Raw genomic sequence first — 15,963 nt, 5'->3', positions numbered from 1 at the left:
TAAAAGCCTCTTATCAGGTTGCCGTGTAGTTGGTAGTCTTGGTGCATTAAAGTTTGGCCCTCCGAAGGCTACATGCGAGTGAAATATCTAAAGTTAAAGCGGACGGCGAAAAAAAATTGGGGGTTCACTTGGGCGTGGAGTAAAGCTCACCAATTAAGCCACTAACAAGATAGCCCTTCAGAAACGCTATCCGAAAGACATGCTGGTCAGACGCGTCGGTGACATGCGCGACGCGTCCATTGAGCATTTTTTACTATCGTACGTTGCTCAATTAACAACTATGCATGTAACCCCAGTACGGTGGCTGCCAGCATGATGGCTGCGAGAATTCCGACGATCGAGAACGCTTGTTGTAAACGAGGAACGGCCAGCTTGTGCGCTAGCTGCCTTCCCGCGATCAACCCTAAAACCGCACCGGCGGCAAACGGTACCGCTGCTTGCCAATACATCACGCCGCTGATCGCAGCAGCAGTGACTCCGCCGATTGAAACCAGGGCGATCACTGCGAGAGAAGTTGCGACAATACTTTTCATTTCGAGATTGGTGTAACGCGTCAAGGCGGGGATAATGACGAATCCTCCCCCAACGCCTAACAAGCCTGACAGTAACCCAGACACAAAACCAGTTAACGCCAATACCCGAGCGCAGGGTAGCGTCCAACGCAATCTTCCCTTCGCAGGATTCAGCACACACGGCAATACCTCGCCTCGCGGAGCCGCACCGCCATTGCGGATTTCCCGACTCGCATTGCGCAGCATGCGCACGCTTGCGTATACCAACACCACCGAAAACACTAGCGCTAGCGGCTTGTTGGGGATGCGCTGGGCAAGTTGTAAGCCTAACGGCGCAGCAATGATTCCAATCGACGAAATGAAAGCCGCAGCCTTATATCGAACCACTCCCTGCTTCAATCCCAGCACTGCACCCACGCTCGCAGCCAACGCTACTGCTAACAATCCCACCGGGGCCGCTTGGGTCATTGATAAACCTAGCCCGAAAATCAATACAGGAACGGCGAGGATCCCCCCGCCCGCGCCTGTCATGGCTAGAATGCCGCCGATAACTGAGCCCAGAGCGATGGACAGAATGCTGTGTTCATCCATCTTTAATGCTCCGACTCGCTTGCTTCAGGGACAGCGAACCATTCACGTCCTTTCAACATACAATGCCAGTAAAAAGGAGGAAGAATTCTCTCTTTCAGAAGCCAACTCAAGCGAGATGGTTTCCGTCCATCCACGATCCAGTTGGAGAACGTTGGCGATAACTTTCCTCCATATAAAAACTCAGCCAAGACAACTTTTCCCCGCTCGACCGTCAGTGGACAGGAGCCATATCCGTTGTACGCGACTTGATGCTGCTTCATTCCCAAGGCAACCAAGACGTTGTTCGCTACTACTGGAGCTTGTTTGCGGGCGGCTGCCATAGTTTTCGCATTTGTTGTATTGACCACATCACCTAACGCCCAAACTTTGGGGAATTTTCGGTGCGCCAATGTCGCCGGGTCTACGTCGACCCAGCCTGCATCATCCACAAGCGGGCTTGAGCGAATAAAGTCAGGAGCAACCTGCGGGGGCACGACGTGGAGCATGTCAAACGATTCAAGCACGGTCTCGATGTTTCCATCTTTATCGGTGCGTTCGAACGTTGCCTGTTTGGTGGGGCCATCCACTGCAACCAGCTTGTGGCTAAACCTCAAGTCGACCGAGTATTTTTCCATGTACGACATGAGGGCAGGGACGTAGGCGGCGACTCCGAATAATACGCCGCCAGAATTGAAAAACTGAGTTTTTATCTGTGGTTGGTGATTGTTTTTCAGCCAGTAATCGCATGACAGATACAGCGCTTTTTGAGGTGCCCCGGCGCATTTGATTGGCATGGGGGGTTGAGTAAAAAGCGCCTTTCCAGTCTTGAGTTCCTGGACGAGTTTCCAAGTATAGGGCGCGAGGTCGTAACGATAATTCGAGGTTACGCCGTTGGAGCCCAACGTCTCAGTCAGTCCTTTAATGGCTGACCAGTCGAGTTTCAGCCCAGGACAGACGACAAGCTGGTCGTATTCAATAACCCTGCCGCCATCGAGGACTACCACGTTGGTCTGTGGGTCGAAAGCAGTCACTGACGCTTTGATCCACGTCACACCTTTGGGCATGACTGATGCCATTGTCCTTACAGTAGATTCAGCCTCGAAGATGCCTCCGCCGACCATAGTCCACCCAGGTTGATAGTAGTGCGCGTCGGCAGGGTCGATTAGGGCGATATCCAGATTCGGCTCTCGTGCCTTCAGGCTGGCTGCGGTGGCGATGCCTGCAGAACCGGCACCAATAATGACGATCTGGTGGTGAGTTGTAGCCATTGCATTGCTGGTGCGTCCACCATTGCTGATTCTGCGCACAATTGAAGAAACATCCACCTGTGCGCTTTTGGTTCTTTCGAGTATGGCGGACAGACTCTGCTTGCCTGCTTCAGAGAGCGCCCACAGCATCGCCGCCCGGGTGCCAGTTCTACAGTAGGCAACCACAGGTCTCGACGCTTCCTTCAAAATTGCGACGAAGGAATCTACCGTTTCATCAGCGATGGCCGATGCTTGGGTGGGCAGGTAGTGAAACGTCATGCCTTCTGCTTCGGCTGCTTGGCGGATCGTTGCATGTGTTGGCTGGTCGGGTGCCTCGCCATCCGGCCTGTTGCAGATGAGAGTACGAACCCCTAGCTCAGCGAGTTGCTTCACATCGACCACGGTCAATTGCGGCGCAATAGAAAAATCCGAACTTAATTTATAAGTATTCATAGTGTTGTTTTCCGTGGGTTACTACGCAAGGTTAAAGCGTGTTGAGCGGTATCTTTAGATAGCGGATGCCATTCGTCTCTGGTTCTGGCATGTTTCCGCCTCGCATATTAATCTGAACGGATGGCAATATAAGAACTGGCATATCCAGTGTTGCATCTCGTTTTTCTCGCATGCTAACGAATGTATCTTCGCTTGTACCTTCGCGAACATGAATGTTCTCCTGCTTTTGTGCTTTCACACTGGTAATAAACGCAAGAGGTCGGCCATTGGGACGGTAGTCGTGGCACATGAAAATGTTGGTTGATTCGGGAAGCGCTAAAATCTTATGTATTGACTGAAAGAGTGTTCTAGCGTCTCCACCAGGGAAGTCGCACCTTGCTGTGCCGTAATCAGGCATGAACAATGTATCGCCCACAAATGCGAGTCTTGTTTCTTCCTCTTGGATAAGATAGGTCATACAGGCAGGTGTGTGCCCAGGTGTATGCAACGCTTGGGCGGTTAAGCTACCGATATGAAATGTATCGTTGTCATCAAACAAAATATCAAACTGGTCGGAACTGCTTCTGAGTTCTTCTTCCGTATGGAACAAGTGGTTAAAGACTTTTTGAACGTCTTTTATTCTGCTTCCAATGCCTATCTGGCCGCCTAGCCGTTGTTTCAAATATTGTGCGGCAGTCAGATGATCGGCATGTAGATGAGTCTCGAGGATCCATTCGACGGATGCGCCCAGCTCCGTCACGCGTGCAACGATTCTGTCGGCTGATTCGGTTTTTGTGCGGCCCGATTTCGGATCGTAGTCAAGCACGCTATCGATGAGCGCACACCGCATGGTTGAGCGGTCAAGCAACAGATAGCTGAACGTCGATGTCGCTTCGTCAAAGAATTCTTCGATCAATATTTTTTCGCCGAAATACATTAGATAGCTCCTGAATAGCTGCTATGTCAGCAGTCTCAAGATCCATGCCAGAGTTGATCTTTCCATTGAGCGCTCTAAACAGCGTATTTCCTGGGTTTCCAGGGAGAGGTATCCGTGTCTGCCATTATTTTTGGCAGTTACCTGGCAGTCTGTGGCAGTATTTGGCAGCAGGAAACATACGTGTTCGGGAGAAGATTATGAGTAGTGGGCTTATCGCTACGAGCAATGTAGATGTTCAAGCGTTGATTTCTTACCTTGAGCATGACGATAGACCCACCATCGTCCTGGATGTCGAGTACAACGTCATTGCCTCCAACAAGGCCTATCAAAGGCATTTTGGTGTTGAGGGAAAACCGAACGTTGGCTCCAAATGCTTCAAGGTTTCGCATGGCTATGCCGTTCCCTGCGATCAGGCGGGTGAGCTTTGTCCAATGCGCAAGGCGTTTGATAGCCATGCTGCGGAAAGGGTACTGCATATTCACCACACTCCCCGGGGGCCAGAACACGTTGATGTTGAGCTTCGTCCCATTTTGGATCGCCAGGGCCAGGTAGTTGCTTACGTTGAAAGATTGATCACCGTAGACATAGCGTCTGCGCAGCCGCAAAAGCAGGGGCTAGTGGGCGTATCGCCGTCTTTTAAACAAGCGTTGAGCGCGCTGCAGCGAGCGGCGCCTTCCCCGATTCCCGTTCTTTTGCAGGGTGAGTCGGGAACCGGTAAAGAGCTGTTCGCTAGGGCGCTCCATATGGGTAGTCCGCGCTCAAAGGCACCTCTGGTTGTAGTCGACTGCACCGGCCTTTCAGAGTCGCTGTTCGAGAGTGAATTATTTGGCCATGAAAAAGGAGCATTCACAGGCGCGCTCAGTAAGAAAATTGGGCTTGCAGAGGCTGCGCATGGCGGTACGCTTTTCCTGGACGAAATAGGCGATGTACCTCTCTCCATGCAAGTCAAATTGTTGCGTCTAATTGAGTCTGGCAGTTTTAGACCTGTTGGTAGTTTACGGACGATCCATTCCGATTTTCGTCTCGTTGTTGCAACTCATAAGCCTTTAAAGGATATGGTTGAACTTGGCACTTTTCGCGAAGATCTCTACTACAGAATCAGTGCTTTCCCTATAACGCTTCCGCCATTGAGAGAGCGTTTAGACGATTTGCCGCTGCTTATAGAAAGTCATCTAAAACGAATTGCACCTGGCAGTCGGGCTGAAATTGACGAGGAAGCATTGAAGCGCCTTATGCTGTATTCATTTCCGGGGAATATCAGGGAGCTAAAAAATATTCTTGAACGGGCGCGTCTGTTCAGTGACGACGGGATTGTACGGGAAAGAGATTTGCCTACGAATGTAACTGGCTACGTCTCCCAGTACAAAACTACAAATAGAAATAGCAAGTCCCTAAAAAACCTTGCCCAGGTACTTAATGGGTTCGAGGGGTCGCGAGCAGATTTAGCCAAAGAACTGGGGATTAGTGAACGAACGCTTTATCGTCGGATTCAGGTTTTAGAAGGGAAATAGATGAGTCTTATCGGCGAGCAGCGTTGAAGGTGTTGATCTTGAGATAAAGCATTCGGACTACAAGCAAGCACAGCCCAATTAAGGGCTGTGCATATAATCAGCTTGAAGATTAGCCGCGTAATTTGTTGAATTTCGCAAAGCCTTGTTCGAGGTCTTCGATCAGATCAGATGGGTCTTCAAGACCAATATGCAGCCGCACAAGGTGTCCATCAATTTCCCAGAACGTCGCACTTCTAACGGGTTTGGGATCTGCGATCATCGCCAAGCTTTCAAAACCGCCCCAAGAGTAGCCAATTGAAAACAACGATAGGCTATCCAAGAGTGCATCTGCCGCTGCTTGCGTGGAAGGTTTTGTCACGAAGGACAGTAAACCTGATGCTCCTTTAAAATCCCTTTTCCATAATTGGTGCTGAGGGTGAGACTCTAATGCAGGATAATAAACTGCTTCCACTTCCTCGCGTGTCTCCAGCCACTTGGCGACAGTCGTCGCGTTTTTGTAATGACGTTCCAGTCGCACATCTAGCGTCCTCATCCCTCGGAGCGCCAGCGTCACGTCATCCGGACTCGCAAACAATCCCATGTTGAAATGGAATCGCTTGAGGCTATCCCACGCACGCTTGGAGGCTGATACGGTACCAAGAACGGCATCTGAGTGACCGACGATATATTTCGTGGCAGCCATGATGGATAGATCGACACCAAGTTCCAGTGATGGAAAGTAAAGCGGGGTACCCCAAGTGTTGTCTGTAATAACTAGGATGTCATGTTCATGGGCAACCTTGGCTATTGCAGGGATGTCTTGTATTTCCAGAGTCAAAGAGCCAGGAGATTCGGTATAGATGGCTTTAGTGTTTGGTTTGAGGAAATCTACGATGCCGGCACCTATTGTCGGGTCGTAAAACGTGACCTCGATTCCAAAGCGTTGACCCACCTGCTCACAAAAAGCCCTTATCGGCGAATACACGTTGTCGGCAATGAGCAGGTGATCCCCAGCTCCCACCACCGACAGTATGGCAGTCGTACATGCCGAGAGCCCCGAAGGGCAAAGAACCGTGCCTTCCGCTCCCTCCAGCTGCTGGAGGGCCTGAGTCAATGCTTCCGTCGAGGGGTTGTTCCACCGGCCATACGTATATTTTTGGCGGCCCTCACGCATCGACTCACACGTAGGGAACGCCACAGTGGAACCCCGGTAAACCGGTGTATTAACGAAGCCATGATGCTGATCAGGCTCGATAGAGGCGTGGGCGAGTAGGGTTTGCACGTTTTTATATTTTTTCATACCGGCTTCCAATTCTAGCTTTGGTGAGATTTGGCTACGCACTAGCTACCGCAGATTCAAGATTAAAATGCCATTTTCATTAAATGTCTACCACAAGGTTGGCTTGTAGGTAAAACTCGTTAAAAAACAACATATTAAAAATAGTTAAAAAATAGAGTTTGCATGGCTACCATGTGAATGGTAGGTTTTTTGTGTCTTGGGATTTCGCTACCTGGTCGACCGAAAAGCGATGATCTGAGCGTGTTGTGGCATTGAGCGGGAGAGGTTTAGTGTCTTTGACGACATGGGAGCTCAAGGCTTCTCTCGCACTTCCCGTTTGGAATGGGAAGAAGAAAGTTAAGTTTGCAAGGGATAAGAACAAAAACTGCAAATTAATCGCTTGGGTGAAACATGAAAAAACAAAAAATACAATCTCTCTCAGCAGTTCAGTGTGGCAGCGAACTAAAAGATAGATCGAACTGGCTTGATTCTCATGAAAGCGGATATTCAAAGCATTTAAAGAAACGTCATGTACAAATGATGGCGCTAGGTGGAGCCATCGGTACAGGTCTGTTCCTGGGCGCAGGGGCCAGACTGCAAATCGCGGGGCCTGCACTTGCGGTGATTTATTTGGTTTGTGGGATATTTGCCTTTTTCATTTTGAGGGCGCTGGGTGAGCTAGTGATGCACCGTCCAAGCAGTGGAAGTTTTGTATCTTACACCAGGGAGTTTATGGGTGAACGTGCCTCTTTCGTTGCAGGATGGATGTATTTTGTGGTTTGGGCGTTAACAGGTGTTGTTGATATAACCGCCATTGCTATTTATATGAAGTATTGGAGTGTGTTTTCGGATGTTCCTCAGTGGGTATTCGCGCTAAGTGCTTTGGGTGTAGTGACATTGATGAACATGGTCGGTGTCAAATGGTTTGGTGAAATGGAGTTCTGGTTCGCTGTGATAAAGGTCGCCGCTATCAGTATTTTTTTGGTGATCGGGTCGTTCTTTTTTGCTACTGGGCATGAGGTGGCAGGACATATTCCGGGCTTGCATTTGATCACGGATAACGGGGGGATATTTCCTCATGGGCTTTTGCCAGCAATCATCATCGTGCAAGGCGTCATCTTTGCTTATGCGAGCATAGAGTTGGTGGGGACTGCTGCTGGCGAGACGGCGGATGCAAGAAAAGTTATTCCCAAAGCCATTAATGGGGTGATCTGGAGAATAAGTTTGTTTTACGTGGGCTCCGTATTCCTGCTTGTTACTGTGCTCCCTTGGACAGCCTATAGCGCTAACGTCAGTCCTTTTGTAACTTTTTTTGAAGCACTTGGTGTACCTGGCATTGGCTCCGTAATGAACATTGTTGTAATGACAGCGGCGCTTTCAAGTCTCAATTCAGGTTTATACGCCACTGGGCGTGTGTTGAGGTCACTTGCGATGGGTGGGTCAGCGCCGAAAATGTTTAAACGCATGAGTAGTCAAGGGGTACCATATATGGGGATCTTGGTCACCATGGGGATTAACGTATTTGGTGTTGTACTGAATTTCTTGATCCCCGCGCAATTATTTGAGCTCTTACTGAACTTGGTATCGCTGGGAATTCTTTCGACTTGGGCATTCATTGTTTTGTCGCAAATAAATTACCGTCGTGCTGTAAAAAGAGGTGAGGTCGAATTGGTCTCATTTAGAATGCCTGGAGCGCCGTTCACCTCTTGGCTAACTCTTGTTTTCTTGCTTGTGGTATTGGTTCTCTTGGCGTTCGATTATCCCAACGGAACTTACACCGTTCTTTCTATACCGTTAGTCGCTGGTGCACTGATGCTGGGTTGGTCGAAGGCCGTCCGTTCCAAAGCTAAAGGTTCGGAAGAAATTAAAAGCGATCCTAGCCACGTAGGGGCCTAGCTTAATAGAGCTGAGAGGTCGTTTTACAGCGTCCTCTCATCTCTAGAGTTGAACTGTTGCCTTAAGGCAGCTAATATGCATTCATTAAAAACTCTAGGTAAGCTTTATGAGTACGCGTTCCGACCTTTTAACCACCGCCGAGTTATTGCTGCGCACCAAAGGCTACGCTGCATTTAGCTATGCCGATCTGGCTGACGAAATTGGGATAAAAAAGGCGAGCATTCATCATCACTTCCCTACAAAGGAAGGGCTTGGAATTGCTGTTATTGAGAGTTATCTATTCAGATTTTCCAAGAATCTAGAATCAATAAACGAAGAGAGTCATGATGTAGTAGGTCGGCTAAAAGCATTTGCCGAGCTTTTTGTCGATAGCTCGGATAACGGCATGCTGCCACTTTGCGGTGCGCTTGCAGCTGAGCTGTCTGCGCTGCCAGAAAGCCTTAAAGAGTTGACTAAGAAGTTTTTTGAGATTCATCTTTCGTGGTTGGAAAGTAATCTAGCCATAGGTCAATCCCAAAAAGTTATTAAGGCGGATCTGAATCCGAAAGAGGTTTCAAGAGCGATTTTGAGCCTGCTTGAAGGCAGCAGTTTTGTTTCTTGGGCACTTAGCGACAAAACGGTTGATCAGTCTGGATTTAATTTGATTTTGCAAAATATTATCGTTTCGTAACCCGCGCTTAGGGTTTTATCTAAGTGCCACTCCTCCGTGGGGGCATTTTATGCGGAAGACAGGTGAGTGGGTAGCGCAATGGCAGACGCAGCATCTCCTAGCGCAATTAGCACCACACCTAGTCAAGATTGATTCTCCCTTTCACGTTTCGATGGCAAAGCTGATCGAGTTTTTCCGTTAGGCTGTACAGCATCGCAGGTGGAAGGGGGGGGGATTCCAACTATCACGCGCCGACGAAAACCTGCTTCGTCTTGGTGGTTTCGGTCTCCGGGATGTCGTCTATGAAGGCAATAAAGCCCCCAAAACCAGAATTTCACATCCTTAATCAGAGGAATGCTTCGCGTCACTGAGGCGAGGAGCCGTATGCGGTTGAGCGCACGTATCGGTGCGGGAGGTGGCAGCTAACTGCCATTCCCACCGCGACCTTTAGAGATACATATCCATAGGATTCACTCCCTACTCCTATGAATTGACCAACTACCTAAGTGAAGCCACCGCATCGGAGCCAATACCACCGATCCGAATCTTAGTATCTTTGGAAGCCACTTGATTTTTACTCGCGCGATCCGAACCGTCAGCGGCCAGTCCCTTTGCCCCGACATGATCAGTACCGTCAGCGGCCAGACCTTTCGCTCCGAAGTGATCGGCACCATCAGCGGCTAGACCTTTGGCCCCGACATGATCGGCACCGTCGGCGGCTAGACCTTTGGCTCCGACGTGATCGGCACCGTCGGCAGCCAGACCTTTGGCCCCGACGTGATCGGCACCATCAGCGGCTAGACCTTTGGCCCCGACATGATCGGCACCGTCGGCGGCTAGACCTTTGGCTCCGACGTGATCGGCACCGTCGGCAGCCAGACCTTTCGCCCCGACGTGATCGGCACCGTCAGCGGCCAGACCTTTGGCTCCGACGTGATCGGCACCGTCAGCAGCCAGGTCTTTCGCTCCGACGTGATCGGCACCATCAGCGGCCAGACCTTTGGCTCCGACGTGATCGGCACCGTCAGCAGCCAGGTCTTTCGCTCCGACGTGATCGGCACCATCAGCGGCTAGACCTTTGGCCCCGACATGATCGGCACCGTCAGCAGCCAGGTCTTTCGCTCCGACATGATCGGCGCCGTCAGCGGCTAGATCTTTTGCCCCGACGTGATCGGCACCGTCAGCGGCCACCTGGCCCGCGCCATGCTCAGCACCACTTCGTGCTAATGCGTCGGCCCCGTCATGATCAGCACCGGTAGGTTTGGCTTCGTTATCAGCAATCGATAGAGAACTTGCGATGGGCAGTTCTTGGGCCTCTGTACGTAACGATGCTTGAGGCCCTGCGATGTATATTCCAATTGCTGATAAAAAAAGACCTGAAGCAATTTTACGGTTCATGATTACTCTCCCTAATACTTTTCAACAAATTTTATAAGCCTAGTAAAGACTTAGAGCATAATAGTCGTTCTTTGGTTTAAGCCATCCTACTCGTAGGCGTTTTGCCGTCTGTCCGTTCGGATAGACGGTGCTTCGCTGTGGGCTATGTTTGCTGGGCTTGTGAGTAGATTACTCCTTGCTGGCTTTGGTGCATCAAGCAATTTCAAAAATTCTATTGCATGCCTCCCTACCAGTTGGTAGAGTTGTTTCGTCGAACATCAACCCACGCGCAAAAAATGCGTTGCACAGAGGATTTACCAAATGACAAATAACCTGAACGGTATTGACGTAGCCGCCCTGCAGCAGTTTGCCCAAGGTGTTGCTGAGGATGCGGGCAAGCGCCACGCCAGCTTTAACGTTAAGACCGAGTGGAAAGGCCAGACGCGCTCTGTGGCGAAAGTCAACCGTTACAGCCTCGCAGGGGAGACCTACTCGCGTGATTTCGAAATCGTCGCCGATGAGCCAAATGAATTGCTGGGCCAGAACAGTGCGCCTAACCCTCAAGAACTGCTGATGGCCGCTCTGAACGCTTGCATGTCGGTCGGCTATGCGGCCAACGCCGCCATGATGGGTATCAAGATCCACAGTCTGGAAATTGAGACGGACGGTACCCTCGACCTGCGTGGTTTCTTGGGTCTCGACGAGAGCGTCAACCCAGGCTACGACGAAGTGAGCTTTGTCGTTCGTCTGCACACCGACGCACCTCGTGAGCGCGTGGAAGAGCTGCATAAAAATGTGATTAAGACTTCGGTCAACTACGCCAACTTCTCGAAAGCCATCCGTATGGTGCCGACCCTCGAGGTTCGTGAGGACTGATTTTCAACGGGTTTGATTTCTCTGAACCCTAAGAGCGCCAGCAGGCGAATGATCCTCTGGCGCTGCAATTTTCGAAAACTTGGTTAGCTGGAGTATGAAATGAACGATTTTTTCAAAGGTAAGAAACTGCTTGTGGTAGGTGGTACCAGTGGTATGGGTCTGGAAACAGCCCGCATGGTGCTTAAAGCTGGTGGTAGCGTGGTATTGACAGGCAGCAAACAAGACAAGGCAGACGCCGTTCGTAGCGAGTTGAGCGCTTTTGGCCCGGTTTCCGTGATAGTCGCAAACCTCATGACTGAAGAGGGTATGAATTTCGTTCGCAACGAAATCAACGCCAACCACAGCGATATCAGCCTGATGGTGAATTCCGCTGGCATTTTCATTCCCAAAGCCTTCACCGAACACGACGAAGCTGAGTACGACATGTACCTGTCTCTCAATCGTGCGACATTCTTTATCACCCAAACAGTGGTCAAGAACATGCTCGCCGCCAAGCGCGAAGGATCAATCGTCAACGTCGGCTCCATCGGTGCACAGGCTGCACTGGCAGGTTCACCGGCCTCTGCCTATTCCATGGCGAAGGCAGGTCTGCACGCCCTGACCCGTAACCTGGCAATTGAATTGGCTCACTCGGGTATCCGCGTAAACGCCGTCTCGCCAGGGATCGTTCACACCTCGATCTATGAAGGTTTCATGGACAAAGAGGCGATCCCAGAAGCGATGAAGTCGCTGAACGATTTCCACCCACTGGGTCGAGTTGGTGTTCCGGAAGATGTGGCTAACACCATCGTGTTCCTGCTGTCGGACAAGACATCCTGGGTGACCGGTGCTATCTGGGACGTGGATGCGGGAATTATGGCTGTTCGTGCCTGATTTCAGCTAACGCTGTCTGATGGAAGTCGCCTAAGTCGACTTCCATTCCATCACCAAGAGTGCTGGGAGGTGCAATGGCTAGAACGTTAATCCAAGGCCATTTGACTGGCCCAGTTGGCAGCAGCTTGCCAGCTTTTGGTGTAGGGCGGCTGACTCTAGCCGCAGGAGTTTTCAATGTCTGTTTCGACAAGAGCAGCGCTGTTAAAAGTCGCGGAAAACCAGATGAGGTCTAAGGGCTACTCAGCATTTAGTTACGCTGATCTAGCCGCGACGATTGGTATTAGAAAAGCCAGTATTCATCATCACTTCCCGACCAAAGAGTGTCTCGGTCAAGAGTTAATCAAAGACTCGATCAATCGCTTCGAAGCGACCATTCGGTCAATTGAAGACACTGATAAGGATCCTTTGATGCGGCTTCGAGCTTTTTCTCGTCTGTTTGTCGTCAGTGCGAATGATGGGCTTCTACCTTTGTGTGGCGCACTGGCGGCAGAAATGGCCGCACTACCTTTATCGCTTCAAGTTCTTACTCGAGTCTTTTTCGAGACGCAACTTGACTGGCTCCAGAGAACCATCAGTGAGGCAGCTATTCAGAAAGGCTGGTTACTGGCCAAGCCCGCTCAATCCTATGCATTCATGCTGTTGAGCGCATTAGAGGGGGCGAGTCTTATTGATTGGACATTGGGCAGATCGGCAGATCCTTTAGCTGGGTTCGACTGCTTGCTCGAATCGGTGGAGCGATCAGCCGCAATGGCTGCTCGTGAAATCAGACAAACCAGCGGGCATCAACAGAGTTGTTAGCAGTCGCTTTTAGCCTTCCCTCAATAGCGACGACTTCTTTTATTTCCTTCAAATCAGAGTGATTTATGAGCAATGTTTCGAAGAAATTCATAGTAGATATTTGGTCAGATTACGTCTGTCCTTGGTGCTGGGTCGCTAAGCGTCGTTTTGAAAACGCGCTTGAAAATTTCCCTCACAAGGACAGCGTTCAAGTTAACGTTAGAGCTTACCGCCTTGCCCCGAACCATGTTGCTGAGCCTATGGTAGGAGCCCTCAAGCGTAAATTGGGTAGTCCAGCCGCTGCTGTAAGCATGATGAGTACGGTAAAGCAATATGGCCAATCTTCCGGGCTCGATTACCGTTTCGAAACCATGCTGTTTGGTGACACTGCGGATGCGCACGTATTAGTCAAAGCAGTCGAAGATGAAGCAGTGAAGAAAAACCTGGTGGAAGCGCTCTATGAGCAAAGCACTGCCCAGGGTAAGTCGCTCTTTAACAGAAATAGTTTAGAGGCAATAGCAAAGTCGGTAGGGGTATCTGATGAGTCGATTCGACTCGCGTGGTCATCCCGGGATCTGCACCTTCAGATGCAGAAAGACGAGCGCGCGGCGGCCCAATTCGGCTCAGGCGTTCCTTTTTTTGTTTTCAACAATTCGTTTTCTGTTTCGGGTGCTCAGCCTCAAGAGGCTTTTCTCCAGGCATTGAATCAAATGTATTTGGAATCAAAGGGTGAGGATGAGTCGTTCAGTGGTCAAGTCTGTGGTCTTGATGGATGTAATTGATGCTAGAGGCTTTGCAGCACCTGTGGTGCTGCAATCTCTGGATTTGTAATGGCGTTGTGGGTGAGGTGCAAATGAACCATGTCGTAGACTTGAAAGCCGAACAGTTCGCCCGATTTGTTGCAAAAGGCAGCAGCGTCGTGCTGTTTTCGGCGTCTTGGTGCAAGCCATGCAAGGAAATGAAGCCGGTCTTTCACGACCTGGCAGACAAGCTGCATTCTCGCGCCGCATTCGGAAGGATTGATGTAGCTGTTTCGCCGACGATTTCCCAAATGTACGGTATCCGGTCAGTGCCATCCTTGGCGATATTTCATGAAGGGCGGTTGCGCTTAGTCCTGGCCGGCTCTCGTTCGGTTGCCGCGTTGAAGAAAGCAATCTTGGCTGACTTAAAGGACGTCTTGTAGACCGACCTCAGGATGGGTTTGGATTTTTCGACCTTCGTTTAGCTATCTTTCTCTTCCGCCTTGGCTCGACCTTGATCCGGCCAGTTATTGATCGGATGAGCTCGATCTTCGTTGAATATTTCCGTAAGAAGTGCGTTTGCCCGTTTGTAGGCATCGTATTTGAACTCAGAATCTTCAGCTGATTGAGCAGCCATTTCTTCCAACATCTCAAGATTCAGGCGTCGGAACCGATCAGCTCTTTCTCGAGCCTCGTATCGTCCTATGCCCATATGCACTAACGCAACTCGTCCCAAGGAAAGGGCGCTTTCAAAGGTTTCTCGCTCGACCGCATTCACCCCCATTTGTCGAAGGGTGATGATGTGCTCCATATCGCGAGCGCGCACGACCAGCTTCAACGCTGGAAAGTGCTCTTGGGCTAGCCTGGTCAGCTTTAAGTTGTCCTCCCGGTCGTCTATCGCGTTGATCAGCACAACCGCCTGGGCTGCGCCGGCAGCTTCCAGCAAGTCAAGACGCGTGGCATCCCCATAAAAAACTTTCACCCCGAATTTTCGCAGCGTCTCAATATGGTCGGGGTCGTGATCCAGTACCACCACTTCGATTCCGCAGGACATTAAGAGGCGCCCGGCGACCTGTCCAAAACGACCAAATCCGGCGATGATTACCAGCGGATCCTGCTGGTCGATAATGTCGGACTCCCGGCTGTCTTTTTTGGCTGCGGACTCTAGTCTGTCGAGCAGCAGGATTAGCAAGGGCGTTAAGCTCATGGAGAGTGCAACTGCCAGAGTGAGGCTTTTTCCCCACGGGTCTGTCAGCAGGCCGGCAACCGTCGCAGCGCCGAAAACCACAAAGGCGAACTCGCTCCCTTGGCCTAAAAAAACAGCCTGCCATGAGCGCTGACCCGCAGGAACGTTCAAAAATCGGCCCACGGATTTGATCACCAAAAGCTTGATCAGTATGAAACCGAAGGTGAGGGTCATGACCTTCAAAGGCGAATTGATCAGTGTGCCGAAGTCAATCGACATGCCGACGCCAATGAAGAAAAGACCAAGCAGCAGGCCTTTGAACGGCTCAATGTCACTTTCCAAGGCGTGCCTGTATTCGGAACTGGCCAGCAATACTCCCGCGAGGAATGCTCCCATGGCCATCGATAAGCCTGCTTCCTCCAGGAGAAAACCGAACCCGAATACCAAAAAAAGCGCCACGGCGCTGAAGATTTCACGCAAGCCAGATCGTGCGACGAAGCGCAGTACGGGTCGAGAAACGTACTGGCCCAGCACCACGACGGCACCAATCGCTGCAACGATTTTGGCGACCGAAAGCGCCAGGGCTGCGCCAGAAGGGGTACCACCATTGGCAGCCAACAGCGGAATCATGGCGACTAAAGGAATGGCCGCGATGTCCTGAAACAGCAGCACGGCGAAGCTACTACGCCCAACGGCGGTCGAGGTCAGGTTGCGCTCATTCATCGCCTGCATGGCTATCGCCGTGGAAGAAAGGCTTAGTGTCAGCCCAACCAGCAGAGCGGCTGTCCAGTTCAGACCAAGCGCAGCGCAGAACAAAGCGATAGCGGCGCCACAGGCCAGCATCTGAAGTGAGCCTCCGCCAAACACCATTCTGCGCATGGCCCACAGCCGTTTGGGATCGAGTTCAAGTCCGATGATGAATAGCATCAAGACGACGCCAATTTCAGCGAACTCCAGAATGGTCTTGACGTCTGTAACGAGCTTCAGCCCCCATGGGCCGATGAGACAACCGGCAAGCAAATAACCCAATACCGGGCCCAGCCCCAACCGAACGGCGATGGGGACTATCAAGGCGGCTGAGCCCAAGTAAATGAGCATTTCAATCAGACTGTGAGTCTCCAT

At 50.8% G+C, this 15,963-nt stretch carries 14 protein-coding genes; 8 read left to right on the top strand and 6 right to left on the bottom strand.

Annotated features, from left to right (window positions below):
* Positions 1 to 278: 278 nt before the first annotated feature.
* From KH389_RS17480 to KH389_RS17470, 3 genes are read right to left on the bottom strand one after another with little or no spacing between them, the layout of a single operon-like run.
* Complete coding sequence (locus KH389_RS17480) at positions 279 to 1,103, bottom strand: sulfite exporter TauE/SafE family protein (protein ID WP_213605914.1); 825 nt, start codon at positions 1,101 to 1,103, stop codon at positions 279 to 281.
* Between the two features lie 2 nt (positions 1,104 to 1,105).
* Entirely contained in the window at positions 1,106 to 2,782 is a 1,677-nt protein-coding gene (locus tag KH389_RS17475) for a bifunctional protein tyrosine phosphatase family protein/NAD(P)/FAD-dependent oxidoreductase (RefSeq protein ID WP_213605913.1), read from the bottom strand.
* A 31-nt stretch (positions 2,783 to 2,813) separates the two neighbouring features.
* The gene (locus KH389_RS17470) at positions 2,814 to 3,698 is read right to left on the bottom strand and encodes an MBL fold metallo-hydrolase (protein ID WP_213605912.1); all 885 of its coding nucleotides are present in this window, start codon (positions 3,696 to 3,698) and stop codon (positions 2,814 to 2,816) included.
* A 197-nt stretch (positions 3,699 to 3,895) separates the two neighbouring features.
* Between KH389_RS17470 and KH389_RS17465 the strand changes: the two genes are divergently transcribed.
* Positions 3,896 to 5,209, top strand: a complete 1,314-nt coding sequence (locus KH389_RS17465) for a sigma-54 interaction domain-containing protein (protein WP_213607544.1) — start codon at positions 3,896 to 3,898, stop codon at positions 5,207 to 5,209.
* A gap of 109 nt (positions 5,210 to 5,318) precedes the next feature.
* Here the strand turns inward: KH389_RS17465 and metC are convergent, their stop codons facing one another.
* Positions 5,319 to 6,488, bottom strand: a complete 1,170-nt coding sequence (gene metC, locus KH389_RS17460) for a cystathionine beta-lyase (protein WP_213605911.1) — start codon at positions 6,486 to 6,488, stop codon at positions 5,319 to 5,321.
* A gap of 390 nt (positions 6,489 to 6,878) precedes the next feature.
* Here metC and KH389_RS17455 point away from each other — a divergent pair, with 390 nt between their 5' ends.
* On the top strand, positions 6,879 to 8,363 hold the full coding sequence (locus KH389_RS17455; RefSeq protein ID WP_213605910.1) for an amino acid permease: 1,485 nt from the start codon (positions 6,879 to 6,881) through the stop codon (positions 8,361 to 8,363).
* Between the two features lie 106 nt (positions 8,364 to 8,469).
* Entirely contained in the window at positions 8,470 to 9,033 is a 564-nt protein-coding gene (locus KH389_RS17450; protein ID WP_213605909.1) for a TetR/AcrR family transcriptional regulator, read from the top strand.
* 477 nt (positions 9,034 to 9,510) lie between these two features.
* Here KH389_RS17450 and KH389_RS27840 read toward each other — a convergent pair whose 3' ends face one another.
* Complete coding sequence (locus tag KH389_RS27840; protein WP_244988648.1) at positions 9,511 to 10,410, bottom strand: hypothetical protein; 900 nt, start codon at positions 10,408 to 10,410, stop codon at positions 9,511 to 9,513.
* Positions 10,411 to 10,710: 300 nt separating this feature from the next.
* Between KH389_RS27840 and KH389_RS17440 the strand changes: the two genes are divergently transcribed.
* The 5 genes from KH389_RS17440 (at position 10,711) to KH389_RS17420 (ending at position 14,098) form a co-directional block, all read left to right on the top strand.
* Entirely contained in the window at positions 10,711 to 11,265 is a 555-nt protein-coding gene (locus KH389_RS17440) for an OsmC family protein (protein ID WP_213605908.1), read from the top strand.
* Between the two features lie 99 nt (positions 11,266 to 11,364).
* On the top strand, positions 11,365 to 12,138 hold the full coding sequence (locus tag KH389_RS17435; protein ID WP_105347532.1) for an SDR family NAD(P)-dependent oxidoreductase: 774 nt from the start codon (positions 11,365 to 11,367) through the stop codon (positions 12,136 to 12,138).
* A gap of 174 nt (positions 12,139 to 12,312) precedes the next feature.
* Positions 12,313 to 12,936: a TetR/AcrR family transcriptional regulator gene (locus tag KH389_RS17430; RefSeq protein ID WP_213605907.1), complete on the top strand. Its 624-nt coding sequence runs from the start codon at positions 12,313 to 12,315 to the stop codon at positions 12,934 to 12,936.
* A 65-nt stretch (positions 12,937 to 13,001) separates the two neighbouring features.
* Positions 13,002 to 13,697 (top strand): DsbA family oxidoreductase, encoded by a 696-nt coding sequence (locus tag KH389_RS17425; RefSeq protein ID WP_213605906.1) that lies wholly within the window; start codon positions 13,002 to 13,004, stop codon positions 13,695 to 13,697.
* Between the two features lie 71 nt (positions 13,698 to 13,768).
* A complete protein-coding gene (locus tag KH389_RS17420) occupies positions 13,769 to 14,098 on the top strand; it encodes a thioredoxin family protein (protein WP_213607543.1) in 330 nt (109 codons plus the stop codon).
* 38 nt (positions 14,099 to 14,136) lie between these two features.
* Here KH389_RS17420 and kefC read toward each other — a convergent pair whose 3' ends face one another.
* A complete protein-coding gene (gene kefC, locus KH389_RS17415) occupies positions 14,137 to 15,963 on the bottom strand; it encodes a glutathione-regulated potassium-efflux system protein KefC (RefSeq protein WP_213605905.1) in 1,827 nt (608 codons plus the stop codon).

This window comes from Pseudomonas qingdaonensis (genome assembly GCF_018398475.1).
Taxonomy (GTDB): Bacteria; Pseudomonadota; Gammaproteobacteria; order Pseudomonadales; family Pseudomonadaceae; genus Aquipseudomonas; species Aquipseudomonas palmensis.
The sequence above is the reverse complement of the archived record's forward strand: the minus strand, read 5'-3'. Positions and strand labels throughout refer to the sequence as shown.

Coding starts and splice junctions, on each gene's coding strand:
- metC (WP_213605911.1), bottom strand. CDS start 6,488: ATGAAAAAATATAAAAACGTGCAAACCCTACTCGCCCACGCCTCTATC.
- KH389_RS17465 (WP_213607544.1), top strand. CDS start 3,896: ATGAGTAGTGGGCTTATCGCTACGAGCAATGTAGATGTTCAAGCGTTG.
- KH389_RS17450 (WP_213605909.1), top strand. CDS start 8,470: ATGAGTACGCGTTCCGACCTTTTAACCACCGCCGAGTTATTGCTGCGC.
- KH389_RS17455 (WP_213605910.1), top strand. CDS start 6,879: ATGAAAAAACAAAAAATACAATCTCTCTCAGCAGTTCAGTGTGGCAGC.
- KH389_RS17440 (WP_213605908.1), top strand. CDS start 10,711: ATGACAAATAACCTGAACGGTATTGACGTAGCCGCCCTGCAGCAGTTT.
- kefC (WP_213605905.1), bottom strand. CDS start 15,963: ATGGAGACTCACAGTCTGATTGAAATGCTCATTTACTTGGGCTCAGCC.
- KH389_RS17435 (WP_105347532.1), top strand. CDS start 11,365: ATGAACGATTTTTTCAAAGGTAAGAAACTGCTTGTGGTAGGTGGTACC.
- KH389_RS17470 (WP_213605912.1), bottom strand. CDS start 3,698: ATGTATTTCGGCGAAAAAATATTGATCGAAGAATTCTTTGACGAAGCG.
- KH389_RS17430 (WP_213605907.1), top strand. CDS start 12,313: ATGTCTGTTTCGACAAGAGCAGCGCTGTTAAAAGTCGCGGAAAACCAG.
- KH389_RS17425 (WP_213605906.1), top strand. CDS start 13,002: ATGAGCAATGTTTCGAAGAAATTCATAGTAGATATTTGGTCAGATTAC.
- KH389_RS27840 (WP_244988648.1), bottom strand. CDS start 10,410: ATGAACCGTAAAATTGCTTCAGGTCTTTTTTTATCAGCAATTGGAATA.
- KH389_RS17475 (WP_213605913.1), bottom strand. CDS start 2,782: ATGAATACTTATAAATTAAGTTCGGATTTTTCTATTGCGCCGCAATTG.
- KH389_RS17420 (WP_213607543.1), top strand. CDS start 13,769: ATGAACCATGTCGTAGACTTGAAAGCCGAACAGTTCGCCCGATTTGTT.
- KH389_RS17480 (WP_213605914.1), bottom strand. CDS start 1,103: ATGGATGAACACAGCATTCTGTCCATCGCTCTGGGCTCAGTTATCGGC.